Annotated in this window: 13 protein-coding genes and 1 pseudogene; 13 read left to right on the top strand and 1 reads right to left on the bottom strand. The window is 30.9% G+C overall.

Annotation, left to right across the window (positions count from 1 at the left end; all coding sequences use genetic code 11):
• Positions 1 to 5: 5 nt before the first annotated feature.
• The 4 genes from BEE63_RS02150 (at position 6) to BEE63_RS02135 (ending at position 2,389) form a co-directional block, all read left to right on the top strand.
• The gene (locus tag BEE63_RS02150; RefSeq protein WP_066019821.1) at positions 6 to 359 is read left to right on the top strand and encodes a hypothetical protein; all 354 of its coding nucleotides are present in this window, start codon (positions 6 to 8) and stop codon (positions 357 to 359) included.
• Between the two features lie 84 nt (positions 360 to 443).
• Positions 444 to 983: a nitroreductase family protein gene (locus BEE63_RS02145; protein ID WP_066019820.1), complete on the top strand. Its 540-nt coding sequence runs from the start codon at positions 444 to 446 to the stop codon at positions 981 to 983.
• Between the two features lie 5 nt (positions 984 to 988).
• Positions 989 to 1,867, top strand: a complete 879-nt coding sequence (locus BEE63_RS02140) for a S66 peptidase family protein (protein WP_066019819.1) — start codon at positions 989 to 991, stop codon at positions 1,865 to 1,867.
• Positions 1,868 to 2,182: 315 nt separating this feature from the next.
• Entirely contained in the window at positions 2,183 to 2,389 is a 207-nt protein-coding gene (locus tag BEE63_RS02135; RefSeq protein ID WP_066019818.1) for a hypothetical protein, read from the top strand.
• 40 nt (positions 2,390 to 2,429) lie between these two features.
• On the opposite strand, the gene BEE63_RS02130 is transcribed toward BEE63_RS02135, so the two are convergent.
• Positions 2,430 to 4,145, bottom strand: a complete 1,716-nt coding sequence (locus BEE63_RS02130) for a methyl-accepting chemotaxis protein (RefSeq protein ID WP_066019817.1) — start codon at positions 4,143 to 4,145, stop codon at positions 2,430 to 2,432.
• Between the two features lie 356 nt (positions 4,146 to 4,501).
• On the opposite strand from BEE63_RS02130, the gene dut reads away from it, so the two are divergent.
• From dut to BEE63_RS02085, 9 genes and pseudogenes are all read left to right on the top strand, one after another.
• Entirely contained in the window at positions 4,502 to 4,942 is a 441-nt protein-coding gene (gene dut, locus BEE63_RS02125) for a dUTP diphosphatase (RefSeq protein ID WP_066019816.1), read from the top strand.
• 247 nt (positions 4,943 to 5,189) lie between these two features.
• Positions 5,190 to 6,404 (top strand): PucR family transcriptional regulator, encoded by a 1,215-nt coding sequence (locus tag BEE63_RS02120; protein WP_066019815.1) that lies wholly within the window; start codon positions 5,190 to 5,192, stop codon positions 6,402 to 6,404.
• Between the two features lie 652 nt (positions 6,405 to 7,056).
• Entirely contained in the window at positions 7,057 to 8,394 is a 1,338-nt protein-coding gene (gene gabT / locus BEE63_RS02115) for a 4-aminobutyrate--2-oxoglutarate transaminase (protein ID WP_066019814.1), read from the top strand.
• Positions 8,395 to 8,775: 381 nt separating this feature from the next.
• The gene (locus BEE63_RS02110; protein ID WP_066019813.1) at positions 8,776 to 10,251 is read left to right on the top strand and encodes an aldehyde dehydrogenase family protein; all 1,476 of its coding nucleotides are present in this window, start codon (positions 8,776 to 8,778) and stop codon (positions 10,249 to 10,251) included.
• A 33-nt stretch (positions 10,252 to 10,284) separates the two neighbouring features.
• Positions 10,285 to 11,358 (top strand): polyamine ABC transporter substrate-binding protein, encoded by a 1,074-nt coding sequence (locus BEE63_RS02105; RefSeq protein WP_066019812.1) that lies wholly within the window; start codon positions 10,285 to 10,287, stop codon positions 11,356 to 11,358.
• Positions 11,359 to 11,375: 17 nt separating this feature from the next.
• Positions 11,376 to 12,461, top strand: a complete 1,086-nt coding sequence (locus BEE63_RS02100; protein WP_066019811.1) for an ABC transporter ATP-binding protein — start codon at positions 11,376 to 11,378, stop codon at positions 12,459 to 12,461.
• Positions 12,461 to 13,360: an ABC transporter permease gene (locus BEE63_RS02095; RefSeq protein WP_066019810.1), complete on the top strand. Its 900-nt coding sequence runs from the start codon at positions 12,461 to 12,463 to the stop codon at positions 13,358 to 13,360. The genes BEE63_RS02100 and BEE63_RS02095 overlap by 1 nt, the downstream gene beginning before the upstream one ends.
• Before the next feature lie 6 nt (positions 13,361 to 13,366).
• Positions 13,367 to 14,149 (top strand): annotated as a pseudogene (locus BEE63_RS02090) (ABC transporter permease); the annotation flags it as partial.
• A 28-nt stretch (positions 14,150 to 14,177) separates the two neighbouring features.
• Entirely contained in the window at positions 14,178 to 15,599 is a 1,422-nt protein-coding gene (locus BEE63_RS02085) for a putrescine aminotransferase (protein WP_066019808.1), read from the top strand.
• Positions 15,600 to 16,312 lie beyond the last annotated feature (713 nt).

Raw genomic sequence — 16,312 nt, 5'->3', positions numbered from 1 at the left:
TAGTAATGAAAAAAAATAAAAAAATATTAGTAATGGTTCTAACAATTTGCATTGCAATTTTTATGAGCGGTTGTTACTCTGCATGTTTAAAAAACAGTATTATATTTAGTCCAAAGAGTAATAACCAGGTTTTAACTGTTAAATTGTCTAAAAGTAATAAAGTAAAAGTTGATTATGAATCTTCAGTAAAAAAGGGGACTCTTAGGCTTAAACTTATAGATTCCAATGGTGAAATAATAGAAAAATTTGAAACTAATAAAAGTGGAACTAAGGAAATAAAAATTAAGAAAGCAGGAGAGTATATACTGTCGGCTGAATATAAAAATTTTGTTGGAAGCTTTAAGCTTGGAATTAAATGATAAAAAAGCTATAATTACATAAAAAGGAGAGGAAGTGAATTTTAGTAGGAATAGAGGCAGTAAGATTCTTACTAACATATAAATATGCTTAAGGAAATTGAAGAAAGAAGAAGTGTAAGAAAGTATCTTGATAAGGATGTTGATGAGGAAAAAATAACTCAGATCCTCCAAAGTGCAAGATGTGCGCCATCAGGAAGTAATACACAGCCATGGCACTTTATTGTAGTGAAGTCAAAAGAAAATAGAGAAAAGGTAGCTAAGGCATGTCATAAACAAAAATGGATGCTTTCTGCACCAGTGTTCATAGTTTGTGTAGGTGATGTGCGCTCAAGAATTGATGAAAATGTAGACATATGTGTAGATGAAAATAGCAAAGAAGAAGAGCTAAAACAGGTTATACGTGATACTGCAATTGCAGCTGAACACATAGTACTTGAAGCTAAGAACCTTGGTCTTGATACCTGCTGGGTTGCATGGTTTACTCAAAGTGAGATACGTCCTGTACTGGATATTCCTGAGGATAAATATGTTCTTTCAGTTATAGTCTTGGGTTATGGTGCTGAAAACCCTAATATGCGTCCAAGAAAAAAGATAGAGGATATGATTCACATGGAAAAATGGTGATTGAAATGAATGATCTTAAGTTAAATAAAGGTGATAAGGTTGCACTTATAAGTTGTTCTGATGGTGTAAAAAGAGAGAATTTAAAACTAGTTCATAAAGTGTTACATAGTTTAGAATCAATGAATATTGAGGTTGAGGTTTCAAAATGCTTGTTTAGAAAAAATTCTTTCTTTTCAGGTACAGGAGAAGAGAGAGCAGAAGAACTTACTAGGCTTTTCTGTGATCATAGTATAAAGGCAATTTTTGATATTTCAGGTGGAAATTCTGCAAACCAAATTATAAGTTATCTCGACTTTGGGACTATAAAAAATAATCCTAAGCCTTATTTTGGAATGAGTGATTTGACAGTTATTTTAAACAGTATATATGAGAAAACTGGTATAGAAAGTTATCATTATGCTATATACAATTTAGGAAGAGATAAGGCTGAACTTCAAGAAAAAAGATTCAAAAAATCATTTATGGATGGATGCAGTGATATTTTTGATTTTAAATGTGAGTGGCTTAGAGGAAAAGAAATTAGTGGAACGGTGATAGGTGGTAATATAAGATGCTTTTTAAAGCTTGCTGGTACAGAGTATTTTCCAGAACCAGAAAATAAGATTCTTCTTCTTGAAGCTTTAAGTGGAAATTTAGCTAACATAAGTTCTTTAATAGAACAGCTTTTTATGCTTGGATATTTTGATAAATTATCTGGAATAATATTAGGTACTTTTAGTGAGGTTCAAGAAGAAGGAGATATTAATATTTTGAAGGATATAATACTCCAAAGGACAAAAGAGTTTAATATTCCAATAGTAAAAACGGAAGAAATAGGTCACGGAAGTGATAGCAAATGTATTATAATTGGCAAAAAGATAAAGCTAATTAACATTGATTTGTAACATTAAAAAAATTCTATAAATCTAAGGTGAAAAAATCATAAAATACTAAGAGTTTTAATAACTCGCTAAAATATGCTCAAACAGATTAAAACTCTAAGTATTTTATGATTTTTTCACCAAGATTTATTAGAATTTTTTTAAATCGTTACTTCATCAATGTTAATTAGCTTTTGAAGTAAAACCAGGGAAAAAATTCCTACGCACCTACAGAATTTCAGACATAAATGTAAATGCCAATGTGAAAGTGCATAAAAGTTCCAACATAAAAATGTAGGAATTTATGCACTTTTTATATGCTGTTTTTTCAAGTTATAATTGTATAAAAATTCTAATGAAGAAGGTGCAATTATAATTGAGAAAAGAGGATATAGTGGCAAATATAGTATTGTAGCAGCCTTTGTAAAAAAACATAAGCAAGTTGAGATACAAAAAGCAACTATTAAATTTGAAATAACACCAGGACTGCAAGCTCAGGTGGATTGGAAAAAAATCTTCCTTGCTTTTACCAAAAAAGCGAAGTAATAGTATTTAATGTTTCAAAATACTATTACTTCACAATTTGTTATTCTATTTTAAATTTGTTTGCTAGATTAAGTAAGTCTTCTGCTAGTTTAGCACTATCCTGTGTTCGGCTTGCAACTTCTTCAAGTGCGGAAGTCGTTTCAGTTATAGTTGCAAGTATTTCCTCTGAATTTGAAGCAGAAGTTTCTGATGATGAAGAAATCTTAGCTATTGATGAATTTACTTTAGAAATACTTCCTGTAATTGTATTTGAGGAAGAAGAAATTTTATCCGATATTTTAGTTACAAATCCAGCATCTTTTTCATATTGAGCTCCTAATGATTTTAGCATGGCATAATCTGGCTTAACCTGATTGTTTATGAATTTCATAATATCAGTAGTATGTCCTATTAAATTTTTGTTTGCAGTTACTACTTTTCCTATATTTTCTCTGATATTATTAACTGTATCAGCAGATTGCTCAGCTAAATTTTTAACTTCGCCGGCAACTACAGCAAATCCTTTACCTGCTTCGCCAGCTCTAGCTGCTTCAATGGAGGCATTAAGTGCTAAAAGGTTAATTTGTTCAGAAATACCGTCTATAGCTTCTGCCATTTTAGTTACTTCATTTATAATTTTTGTATCTTCTATAGCTTTTTTGATTTCTAGTTCCTTTTCATTACATAAAGTAACAGCATTTGTTGATGATTCTGAGCTAGCTTTTTTTAGATGTAAAGCTCTTTGCATTATTTCCTCAGAAGTATCTTTACTATTTTTAGCTTCATTGTTTAAATCCTCAGCTAATTTATTAATGCCATCAGTGGATGAATTTACATCTTTAGTAGAGTAACTTAGATTGACACTTGAAGATGCGATTTCTTCCGTGGAGTTTTTAACATTTATCATGGAAGAAGATATTTCCTCAATTGTAGCACTTAAGTGTTCTGTTGAATCTTCCATATCATGCATTCCATTTGTTATTTGTGAAATTAAGTTTTTCATATTTTTTGTTGCAATATTTAAAGAATGTCCTACATTACTTATTTCATCATTGTTTTCTACTAATATTTCATGTGTTAGATTTCCTTCAGCTAAGTCATTTGCAAATAATACAATTTTACTCATTCTTTTTTTTATTTCATGTATAAGCAAAATGCTAATGGCAGTAAGTACTATAGTACCTAATATAATTATAATTGTTTGAAGTATTATTGAATAATTATGTGTTTTATCACTTGAGTGTTTCATTGTCTCTGCTGAATCAATTTCATCCTGTATAAGACTAGTTAAATCACTATCTACAGCTTTTTTAAGTTCTGTATATTTACTGTTATATAAATCAGTAGCATTATTATAATCACTGTCTTTTACATAGGATACTATATTTTCACGCACAGTACGATATTTTTTTAAGTCATCATTTAATGTAGCGTAGTCACTTTTTTGTTTTGAATTTTGTGTTGATATTTTTAAGTATTGAGATAAAATATAATCATTAGTTACAGATAAATTTTGTAAATCATCTTGAGAATTTGATACATCATTTTTGAAATTACTGTTTACTAAGTGTTCCATATCATTTAAACCGTAATTTATGTTGTTTTGAAATGTATACAGTTTTTCAAGGGCAAGTAAGTTTCTATTATATAAGGTATTTGTAGATTTATTTACAATGTTTATATTTATTATTCCGATAATACCTACTAATATTAAAAACGTACTACTTATAATACTAAAAAGAACCAATTTTTGAGAAATCTTTAAGTTTTTAAGCATTTATATTACTTCCTTTTTATGTAGAATTATTGCGGATTATGACCATAAACAATTAATACCTTAATAATGTAGCAAGAATCTTAAAGGTTGTCAAGAAGATGATTTTAATTAATAAGTGATGAATACAATATAGAAACGATAAATATAAACAATAAATCATATGCATTTGATATATTTTTTAGTAAATTGCAGTTGAATTTATATTAGTGTTTTGAAAAGATAATGACTGTACATGCCTTTCATTTGACTGAAAAAAACATTTTAGTTACAATTAAGTATCTAGAATATTAAAGAAATATAAAAGAAATATACATGATTAAAAGTTAAAGGTTTTAAATAAAAAGGAGAAATGATTAATGGTAAATTTAAAGGTTAAAAGAATAGATAGCGAAGCAATTATTCCTGAGTATGCACATGAGGGTGATGCTGGATTAGATTTATTTTCAATAGAGGATAAAGTTATTAAGGCTGGAGAAAGCGCTTTAATACGTACTGGAATTCAGATAGAACTTCCTCCTGATACCGAAGCGCAGGTAAGACCTAGAAGTGGATTGGCGTTAAAACATTCTATAACAGTTTTAAATACTCCAGGTACAATTGATGAGGGATACAGGGGAGAAATAAAAATTATATTAATAAACTTAGGTAAAGATGATTTTAAGGTGGAAAAATCAATGAAAATTGCACAAATGCTTGTTAAGCCTGTACTTAGAGTTAAAGTTTCTGAAGTTAAGGAACTGTCGTCAAGTGATAGAGGAGCTAATGGGTTTGGTTCTACAGGACTTAATAAAAAATAAAGCCAATTTAAGTGATTTTGTGAAAGATACAAATAATATGGAATACCTATAACAGTGATAATTTCAAGGCAAGCTTTTTTGAATTTACTCCTATTTTAATATAATTACAAAATGATTTTTAAAAAAATGCAGATTAAAATTAACAAATATATAAAAAAAGCTATGATTTTGTGATAAAATAGCATTATATATTGATGGCTTTTTGCAAGCAATATATAATAAAAAACATTAAAGGGGAGTATTGAGTATGCTTACTACTTGTGAAAGTATTTTAAAATTGCCTTATCTTGAAAAAATGAAAGTTGTTGCAGGTGAAAAGGGATTAAATAGGATTATAAGATGGGTTCAAGTTATGGAATATCCTGAATATTCAAAATGGCTTAAGGGCGGTGAGCTTATACTCATAAGTGGTATAGGTATAAAAGATAATGTAAATGTTCTAGTGGATTTTGTTAAAGATATAAATTCTAGAAATCTTTCTGGATTAGTTATAAATATAGGACCGTATATTAAACAAACACCCAAAGAAGTCATAGAACTTGGTAACGCTCTCGATTTTCCTATTTTTGAACTTCCTTTTGAGGTTAAATTTATAGATGTGAGTCAGAGTATATGCAAAACTATTTTTGCAAATAAGTTAGACCAAGAGTCAATGGATAATTTTATGAAGGATATAATTTTTAGAGATTTTACTTTTTCAGATGACATACTTAGTCGTGCCATGAACTATGGTTATGATCCTAAAAAGAATTATACATCCTTTGTAATAGGTATAGAAAATATAGATGATGTAGTTGACAATAAAAATAAGGATGAAGAAAGTATTTTATCAATTAAGCAGTATGTTGAGCAGATTGTTATGAATGTTCTCAGTAAGTGGAAGAAAAAAAGTATATATATAATGCAGTATAATTCAATTATTCTTATGATACCTGAAAGCGGAAAGAAGACAACAGATGATATAGCTAAAGACATTATAGATAATATTACGTCAAAGGAAAAAGGATTAAATGTAAATATAGGCATAGGCGGCACATGGAATGAACTTAAGGATTTTAAGACAAGCGTTAATGAGGCACATAGATGTCTTAAAGTGATTAAATTAAATGATGGTGTAAATCAAGTACAGAGGTATGATGATATAGGGATATATAAGTTGTTTTTTGAAATGGATAAGCCTGAAAGAATGAAAAAGTTTTATTTAAGTACTCTTGGAGAATTAATTAATTATGATTTTAAAAATAGTACTGAGCTTTTAAATACTCTTGAAGTGTATATAAAGGAAAGTGGAAATATAAATAGAGCTGCTGAAAAACTTTTTATTCATAGAAATACTTTAAAATATCGTATTAAAAGAATAGAGGAAATTTCAAAATGCAATCTTAGAGATGTAAATGAGTTATTTAATTTTGATACTGCAATTAAAATAAAGAGATTCTTATTGATGGAGAATATCGGATAATTATTATATACGAGGTGTGGGGTATTAACATTGTTTTGCCATTTATCTATTAACGAGCGGAGTAATGTTAATAGTTCATATTTTAGATGTGCCTAATACGAATTTTTGAATTAAACAAAGACTTAATTTACAAGCTATCCTCCTATAATAATATATTGTAGTATTTTTCGCAGAGAAGCGGAGAAAAATTTACCTTGCATTTATTTTAGGCGAAGTAATAGTATTTTGGGAACGATTTAAATAAAAATCAATAAGTCTTGTTCTAAATTATAAAAGGACTTAGAAATTTTAATTTGTTTGAGCTTTTCTTCAGCGAGTTATTAAAATTTCTTAGTCCTTTTATAATTTGGAGCTTAGACTTATGACTTTTATTTAATGTTCACAAAACACTATTACTTCACTTAGTGTATGTATGCTAAAAAAGAACAAATTCAAGGCATTAATTTTGTCCATTTTGGATATATGAAGTTTGTTCAAAATATGATAAATTATATACAACGTAATTAATAAATTATCAATAATAAAACATTATAAATGATAAATCGATAATTAAAACATATGTTTTATGATAATTAATGCAATGTTAAGTGCTATTACGTAGTGCAAATGTATTTTAGATATAAATTTTATATATGATGTGGAGGAATTAAAAATGGAAGAGACAAACGCTAAAATTGTAACAGCATTACCAGGACCTAAATCAAAGGAACTTGTTAAGAAAAGAGAAAAATATGTTGCTAAAGGAGTAGGAACTTCATATCCAGTATTTGCATCAGAAGCTAAAGGTGCTCTAGTTAAAGATGTTGATGGAAATGTATTTGTAGATTTTGCAGGTGGTATAGGAGTTCAAAATATTGGACACAGAGATGATGAAGTTGTAAAAGCTATTAAAGAGCAGTTAGATAAATATATTCATGTATGTTTTCATGTAAATATGTACGAACCATATGTAGATTTAGCAGAAAAACTTACTGAAGTAACTCCAGGAAATTATCCTAAAAAAGCAATGTTTGTAAACAGTGGTGCTGAAGCTGTAGAAAATGCAATAAAAATAGCAAGAGCTTATACGGGAAAATCAGGAATAATTTCTATGCAGGGTTCTTTCCATGGTAGAACAAATATGACTATGTCAATAACAAGTAAATATAAACCTTACAAAAATGGATTTGGACCTTTTGCATGTGAAACTTACAAAACTGATTATGCATATTGTTACAGATGTCCACTAGGCAAGAAATATCCTGGATGTGGAATTGCTTGTGCTGAAAAGCTAAGAACAATGCTTAAAACTGTAGTTTCACCTGATATGATAGCATGTCTTATAGCAGAGCCTGTACAAGGTGAGGGCGGATTTGTAGTTCCACCAAAGGAATACTTCCAGGAATTACAGAAAATATGTAATGAAAATAACATAGTATTCATAGTTGATGAAGTACAAGCAGGATTTGCGAGAACTGGTAAGCTATTTGCCCATGAATATCATAAGGTAGATGCTGATCTTATAACAATGTCCAAATCTATAGGAAATGGAATGCCTATAGCTGCAGTTGTTGGAAAATCAGAAATAATGGATTCAGCTTGCGTAGGTGGAATCGGAGGAACTTATGGTGGTAACCCACTTGGCTGTGTTGCTGCATTAAAAGTTATAGAAAAAATCCAAAAGGATAACCTTAATGAGAAATCAGTTGAACTTGGAAAAGCTATAACTGCAAGGCTTAATGATATGAAAGAAAAATACAATGTAATAGGTGATGTAAGAGGTCTTGGAGCAATGATAGGTCTTGAGTTTGTAAAGGATAGAGATACAAAAGAACCTAACAGTGAATTAGTTTCAAAAATATTAGACTACTGTTTTAAACATGGCGTAATGTTCTTAAATGCAGGTCTTTTTGGAAATGTAATTCGTTTCTTACCTCCAATAGTTATGACTGATGAACAGTTAAAATATGGACTAGATACTTTGGAAGCAGGTATAAAAGCTTCATTATAATTTATTTTGTGAAAAATTCAGCACATTTTTGTATAATATAAAAAATAAGCATGTGGTAAAAAATATGATTTTACTGCATGCTTATTTTAAAATTTCTTATTACCATATTTTACATTTTAATACTATAAATTCAATATTACACCTGTTTATAACTTCTAAAGACTATAATACTGTTTCAATGTAATATATTTTTTAAAAATATCATATTCCTACTTGTTATAAATATACAAATAACTTACATTAGAATTGTCCATTTTGCATATAGTACCTTTATTGATAATATGATAAATTATATATAACATATTTAATAATTTAATAATAAATTGAAAATATATTTAACGATTGTGTAATAAAAATGATATTTTGCAAGGAGGATAATAAATGAGCGATGTTTTGAAAATGTATATTGATGGAGAATGGAAAGTTTCTAAAAATGGTAAAACTAGAGAAATTGTAAATCCAGCAGATGGCAAAGTGATAGCTGTGGTTACAGAGGGTGATAGAGAAGATGTAGTTATGGCGGTAAAAGCTGCTAAAAGAGCTTTTTATGAAGATGGCTGGATGGATACACTTGCAGTTGAGAGAGCAAGACTTCTATTTAAAGTTGCAGACATAATAGAATCAAGGGCTGATGAACTTGCTTATCTTGAAACTATGGATAATGGTAAAAGCTTACGTGAAACTCAATATGATTTAAGCGATACAGTAGCTTGTCTTAGATATTATGCTGGTGCTGCCACAAAGCCACATGGAATGACTTATGATGTACCGGATAATGTTCAAGCTATGGTTGTTAGAGAACCAATAGGCGTTTGCGGAATGATAGTTCCATGGAATTACCCACTTTTAATGTCAATATGGAAAATAGCACCTGCTCTCGCCGCTGGAAATACTATAGTATTCAAACCTGCAGAAATAACTCCTCTCTCAGCTATTAAACTTTTTGAAATATTTGAAGAAGTAGGATTCCCTAAAGGAGTAGTTAATCTTGTTTTAGGTGCAGGGGAAACTGTTGGACATGAAATAGCAGTTAATATGGATGTAGATAAGGTTGCATTTACAGGAGGTACATCTACAGGAAGAAGTATAATGCAGGCTGCAAGTTCCAATATAAAAAATATTTCACTTGAACTTGGGGGAAAATCCCCTAATATAGTTTTTGATGATGCTGATTTTGAAACAGCAGTTGATTATGCATTGTTCGCTATATTTTGCAATCAGGGTCAGGTATGTTCAGCTGGTTCAAGGTTGCTTCTTCAGGAAACTATTTATGATAAATTCATAGAAAGGTTGGTAGAAAGAGCTAATAAAATTAAGATAGGCAAAGGGACAGATGAAGGCGTTGAAATGGGACCTTTAATATCTAAAGAGCATATGGAAAAAGTTTTAAGTTATATTGAAGCAGGTAAAAAAGAGGGAGCTAAACTTGTTTGTGGTGGACATAGAATACTTACAGATGAGCTTAAGGATGGATATTTTGTAGAACCTACAATATTTGCTGATACAACTCCTGATATGAAAATTGTAAAGGAAGAAATATTTGGACCTGTTCTGGCAATTCAAAAATTTAAAGATGAAAAAGAAGCAATATATCTTGCTAATAATACACCATATGGTCTTGCCGGAGGAGTTTTCACAAACGATATTGCAAAAGCACACAGAGTTATAAGAAAGCTTAGAGCAGGAATAACATGGATAAATACTTACAATCCAACTTACAATGAAGCTCCATGGGGAGGATACAAACAAAGTGGTATCGGAAGAGAATTAGGAGAATTTGGATATGAGGAGTACACAGAAGTTAAGCAAATAAATATTAATTTGGATGTAAAGCCGCTAGGATGGTTTAAAGAATAAATAAAAAATAAGGTGATAAAGGTGGAATGATAAATGATAGGTAAAAAGGTTAAAAGAATAGCAAGTATATGTCTAGCAACTTTAATTACTGGAGTAATGCTTACAGGCTGCGGAGGTTCAAGTTCTAGCAGCTCAGATTCTACAAGTGGTGGGACTCTTAATGTTTTTAACTGGACAGAATACCTTCCTAAGTCAGTTATTAATGAATTTGAGAAGAAATACAATGTAAAAGTTAATTATACAACTTATTCTTCAAATGAAGAGATGCTGGCAAAGATTCAAGCAAGTTCTGGACAATATGATGTAGCTGTTGCAAGTGACTACATGGTTGATATAATGAGAAAACAAAAACTACTTGAAGAAATAGATACAAGTAAAATAACTAATTTAAAAAATATAGATCCTGCTTACAAAAATTTATCTTATGATCCAGGAAATAAATATAGTGCTCCGTATTTATGTGGAGATGCAGTTGTCGTTGTGAATACTAAGAAGTTTCCTCAAGATATAACAAGCTATTCTGATCTTTGGGACGGTAAGTTTAAAGGCCAAATGGTAGTTCTTGATGATGAAAGAGCTATCATAGGAATGGCACTTAAAAAACTAGGATACTCACTCAATGAAACAGATCCAGCAAAACTTAACCAAGCAAAAGAGGAACTTAAAAAGTTAAGACCAAATATAAAAATATTTGATAGTGATAGTCCTAAAACATCTCTTATAAACGGAGAAGCTTCAGTTGGCTATGTATGGACAGCAGAGGCAGCTTTAGCAGAGAAAGACAATAAGGATTTGAAGACATTCTTCCCTAAGGAAGGTATGTATACTTTTGAGGATAATCTTATAATACCTAAAAATGCAAAGAACAAAAAATTGGCACAGGAATTTATTAATTTTATATTAGAACCAAAAGTAAGTGCTGAAATATCGAAGGCGTACCCTTACACAAATCCAAATGAAGCAGCTCGTAAGTATATTAGTCCGGCGGATTTGAATAACAAGACACTTTATCCAGATAAAGATATTGTGAATAAGAGTGAACATGTAAAGGATGTTGGCGATGCTACAAAACTTTATGATTCTATATGGACTCAATTTAAACAGTGATAAGGAGGGGTTAGCATATGGAATATATGATTAGGCTTTTGAATGTAGTTAAGTCCTTTGGAGGGCAAACTGCAGTTGACAATATAAGTGCAGATGTAAAAAGAGGTGAATTTTTAACATTACTTGGACCAAGTGGTTGCGGAAAGACCACTACTCTTAGAATGATTGCAGGATTTGAAGAACCAACATCAGGTCAAATAATTTTGGATGGCGATGATGTTTCAAATAAAAATCCTTATGAAAGAGATGTAAATACGGTATTTCAAAATTATGCTCTTTTTCCTCACATGAATATTTTTAATAATATAGCTTTTGGACTTAAAATAAGAAAAGCTCCAAAAGAAAAGGTTAAGGAAAAAGTTATGGAAGCCTTAGATTTAGTGCAGCTTAATGGTTTTGAAAAAAGATATCCCAAGCAGTTAAGTGGTGGACAGAAACAAAGAATAGCCATTGCAAGAGCCATTGTAAATAGTCCAAAAGTTCTTCTTTTGGACGAACCCCTTGGGGCTCTGGATTTGAAGCTAAGAAAGCAAATGCAGTTTGAACTTAAACATCTTCAAAGAAAACTTGGAATAACTTTCATATACGTAACTCATGATCAGGAAGAGGCTCTTACCATGTCTGATAGGATAGCGGTTATGAGTAAAGGTAAGATTGAACAGATAGGTACACCGGATGAAATTTATGAAAGACCTAAAACTAAGTTCGTTGCCGATTTCATAGGGGAGACAAATATATTTGAAGGAAAAATTAAAGAAAATAATGGTGTAGAAGCAGAAGCTTTAGTTGGTGGCAGCGAAATCATAAAAGTCATAGACGAGAAAACTATTTTAAGCCAATTCAAAAAGGATAATACAGTTTATGTTGCAGTAAGGCCTGAAAGAATGAAACTTAGCTATGATAAAAATCAAAGTGACAATATTGTAAAAGGAAAAATAAAAGAAAGAGTGTTTGTTGGTTCTATTAATAGAACAATTGTTGTTCTAAATAGCGGAAAAGAAATTATAGTAAATGAACCAGCAGCAGATACCCTTAAGTTAGAAAATGGTAAAGAAAATGTATTTGTTTACTGGAAATCTAAAGATGGGGTGGTGATAAGTTGATGGATAAGGCGATTGTTCAAAGTGATGTTCATTTAAAGAAAAGTAGAAGCAAAGGTAAAAAGAAATATGGACCTATATTTACTGTATTGCCAGTAACACTTTGGATGTTTATTCTAGTAGCAGTTCCACTTATCATAGTAGTGGCAATGGGATTTTTGACAAGAGGGAGCTATGGACAGATAGAATATAAGTTTACACTTGATAATTATAAAACCTTAGCACAGGGTATATATCTTAAAATAATGTTATATTCTCTTTGGATTTCATTTTTGGCTACAGCAATATGTCTTGTTCTAGCATATCCATTTGCATATTTTATAGCGAAGGCTTCATCAAAGCACAAGATAATATTATTTATGCTAATAATGCTGCCGTTTTGGACTAATTCTTTGGTAAGAACCTATGCATGGATAGTTATACTCAGAACTACAGGTGTTTTGAATTCATATCTAATGAAATTTGGCTTAATTCACAATCCTATACAGATGTTATATACAACCGGCTCTGTACTTGTTGGCTTAGTTTATACTTTGTTTCCATTTATGGTGCTGCCGCTTTACACTTCTATAGATAGTTTGGATAAAAGTTATATAGAGGCTGCAAGTGATCTTGGAGCAACACCTATACAAACATTTACTAATATAATTTTACCTCTTACGATGCCTGGCATATCAGCAGGATGCTTACTTGTTTTTATACCGGCTTTAGGATTATTCTTTATTCCAGATCTTCTTGGTGGAAGCAAGGTAATGATGGTGAGCAATCTTATACAAAATCAATTTTTAACTGCTAGAAACTGGCCCTTTGGTTCCGCAATGTCAATATTTTTAATAGGCATAACAGTACTATTTATTATAGTCTATTTCAAAAAAGCTAACAGGAAATCGGAGGTGCTCTAAATGAAAATAAATAAAGTTGGGAAACATGTATTGTCTACTTATTCTTTTCTTATTTACTTGTTTTTGTATGCACCAATAATAATTCTTGTTGTATATTCTTTCAATAATTCTCAAGTAAATGCAGTGTGGAAAGGCTTCACATTAAAATGGTATTCTGCTCTGGCACAGGATGGAGATATACTTACAGCTTTAAAGAATAGCCTTACAATTGCCTTTATGAGTACAATAATATCAACTTTTATAGGAACACTTGCAGCTGTGGGGATGTACAAGTATAAATTTAAAGGAAAGACTGTGCTTGATGGACTGCTATATGTTCCAATAATAATACCTGAAATAGTAATGGGAATTTCACTTTTAGTATTTTTTTCACAGGCAAAGATGACACTTGGTTTAGTGACCTTAGTACTTGCCCATGTAACTTTTAGTATATCCTATGTAGTTGTAGTTGTAAGAGCTAGGCTAAATGGTTTTGATAGATCACTTGAAGATGCAGCAATGGATCTTTATGCAAATGAGTTTCAGACATTTTCAAAAGTTACTTTACCTATTATAGCACCAGGTATAGCAGCAGGTGCACTTATGGCACTTACGCTTTCACTTGATGATGTAATAATAAGTTTCTTTGTTTCAGGAGCAAGCTATGAAACTTTACCTTTAAAAATTTATTCAATGGTAAGAGTTGGTGTTACACCTGAAATAAATGCGTTATCAACTGTAATGATAGTTATTACTTTAAGTTTTGCTATTGTATCAGAATTTATACAATTAAAATTCAGTAAAAATAAAATTTGATAAGATTAAGGAGTGTGGTTTTATGATTAGCAGTAATGCTGAAGTTTTAGACGAAAGTTTTAAGTGTGAATATGGCACAGGGGTGGATGATGAGGAAGCGTCTCTGATTGAGTATACTCATAGAGTACTTGATTTTATATCAAAAGATAAATTAAATGAAGATGACAGAAAATTCATAATGAAAGAAACTGTGGATAATTTCAGGGACTTTGTAAACCCAGGTTTTCTAGAATACAGAAAATCAGTAACTAAAGGCGGTCAGTATGCTGCAGTTGAATGGAGGGATGCAGGTCTTAATAGTTTTCTTGATGTAAATGGAAAAGAATATATAGACTGCCTTGGAGGTTTTGGAATTTATAATGTTGGACATAGAAATCCTAAGGTATTAAAAGCTGTAAATGATCAATTAAGGCATCAAGCTCTTCACAGTCAGGAACTTTTAGATCCATTAAGATCAATACTTGCAAAATTACTTGCAAAAATCACACCTGGTAAACTTCAATACTCATTTTTTGGAAACAGCGGTACTGAAGCTGTAGAAGGAGCTATAAAGCTTGCCAAAATTCATCAAAATAAAAAGGGAAAACATTATTTCATATCAACTGTTGGAGCATTTCATGGAAAAAGTTTAGGATCACTTTCAGCAACATCAAAAGGAATGTTTAGAAAGCCATTTGCACCTCTTGTTTCAGGTTTTAAACACGTATATTATGGGGATATAGATATGATGTATAAAACAGTAAAAGCATCGAATATGGTTGGCGAAGATATTGCCGCGATTATCCTGGAGCCCATACAAGGTGAAGGAGGGGTTATACTTCCTCCTAAGGACTATTTTGCAAAGGTAAAAGAAATATGTGATGAGTTCGGAATTTTACTTATTGCAGATGAGGTACAGACAGGAATGGGGCGTACAGGAAAGATGTTTTGTGTTGATCATTATGGTGTAGAACCTGATATAATGTGTCTTGCAAAGTCTTTAGGCGGAGGAATAATGCCTATTGGAGCAGTTATTGCAACAGAAGATGTATTTTCAGAATTTTTCCCTAATCCATTTATTCATACAACTACATTTGGTGGAAATCCACTTGCATGTTCAGCAGCTATTGCTACAATTAATGTTTTACTTGAGGATAAAATGCCTGAGAGAGCTGCAAAAATGGGAGCTTATTTTCTAAAAGAACTTAGACATGTAACGGATAAATATAAGAGTCTAGTTAAAGAAGTAAGAGGAATGGGTCTTATGATAGGAATGGAATTTGAAGATGATAAAATTGGATATAAAGTATCAAAAGGCTTATTCGATAAAGGAGTTTTAGTAGCAGGCACATTAATAAATGCTAAAACTATAAGAATAGAACCACCACTTACAATAGAAAAAGAGCAGTGTGATTTTGTATGCAGAGCTCTTGATGAAACGCTACGTGAAGTAACAGCATTTTAGAACATTAAATAAAGCTCATAAGACTAAGCCCCAAATAATGAAAATACTAAGAAATTTTAATAACTCGCTGGGAAGAGTACTCAAACAAATTAAAATTTCTAAGTCTTTTCATTATTTGGGGCAAGTCTTATTGAGCTTTATTTAAACAGTTCTTAAAATGCTGTTACTTCGCGTAGAGAGTAAAGGCAAGGAAGATTTTCTTCCGCTGGCGCTGCCGAAAATCTGAATTAAAAGCTTAGATGAGGCAAAGCTTTTAATAATGAAAATACTAATAAATTTTAATAACTTGCTGAGAAGATTGCTCACACAAATTAAAATTACTAAGTCTTTTTATTATTTGAGGCAAAGTCTTATTGAGCTTTATTTAAACAGTTCTTAAAATGCTGTTACTTCGCGTAGAGAGTAAAGGCAAGGAAGATTTTCTTCCGCTGGCGCTGCCGAAAATCTGAATTAAAAGCTTAGATGAGGCAAAGCTTTTAATAATGAAAATACTAATAAATTTTAATAACTTGCTGAGAAGATTGCTCACACAAATTAAAATTACTAAGTCTTTTTATTATTTGAGGCAAAGTCTTATTGAGCTTTATTTAAACAGTTCTTAAAATGCTGTTACTTCATGTAGAGAGTAAAGGCAAGGAAGATTCTCTTCCGCTGCGCTGCGGAAAATCTGAATTAAAAACTTAGATGGGGTAAACTTTTAATGGAAATTTGTT

This window comes from Clostridium pasteurianum, assembly GCF_001705235.1.
Classification (GTDB): domain Bacteria; phylum Bacillota; class Clostridia; order Clostridiales; family Clostridiaceae; genus Clostridium_S; species Clostridium_S pasteurianum_A.
Note: the sequence above shows the minus strand (reverse complement) of the source record. Positions and strands in the feature narration are given on the sequence as shown.

Coding starts and splice junctions, on each gene's coding strand:
- BEE63_RS02150 (WP_066019821.1), top strand. CDS start 6: ATGAAAAAAAATAAAAAAATATTAGTAATGGTTCTAACAATTTGCATT.
- BEE63_RS02145 (WP_066019820.1), top strand. CDS start 444: ATGCTTAAGGAAATTGAAGAAAGAAGAAGTGTAAGAAAGTATCTTGAT.
- BEE63_RS02140 (WP_066019819.1), top strand. CDS start 989: ATGAATGATCTTAAGTTAAATAAAGGTGATAAGGTTGCACTTATAAGT.
- BEE63_RS02130 (WP_066019817.1), bottom strand. CDS start 4,145: ATGCTTAAAAACTTAAAGATTTCTCAAAAATTGGTTCTTTTTAGTATT.
- dut (WP_066019816.1), top strand. CDS start 4,502: ATGGTAAATTTAAAGGTTAAAAGAATAGATAGCGAAGCAATTATTCCT.
- BEE63_RS02120 (WP_066019815.1), top strand. CDS start 5,190: ATGCTTACTACTTGTGAAAGTATTTTAAAATTGCCTTATCTTGAAAAA.
- gabT (WP_066019814.1), top strand. CDS start 7,057: ATGGAAGAGACAAACGCTAAAATTGTAACAGCATTACCAGGACCTAAA.
- BEE63_RS02110 (WP_066019813.1), top strand. CDS start 8,776: ATGAGCGATGTTTTGAAAATGTATATTGATGGAGAATGGAAAGTTTCT.
- BEE63_RS02105 (WP_066019812.1), top strand. CDS start 10,285: ATGATAGGTAAAAAGGTTAAAAGAATAGCAAGTATATGTCTAGCAACT.
- BEE63_RS02100 (WP_066019811.1), top strand. CDS start 11,376: ATGGAATATATGATTAGGCTTTTGAATGTAGTTAAGTCCTTTGGAGGG.
- BEE63_RS02095 (WP_066019810.1), top strand. CDS start 12,461: ATGGATAAGGCGATTGTTCAAAGTGATGTTCATTTAAAGAAAAGTAGA.
- BEE63_RS02085 (WP_066019808.1), top strand. CDS start 14,178: ATGATTAGCAGTAATGCTGAAGTTTTAGACGAAAGTTTTAAGTGTGAA.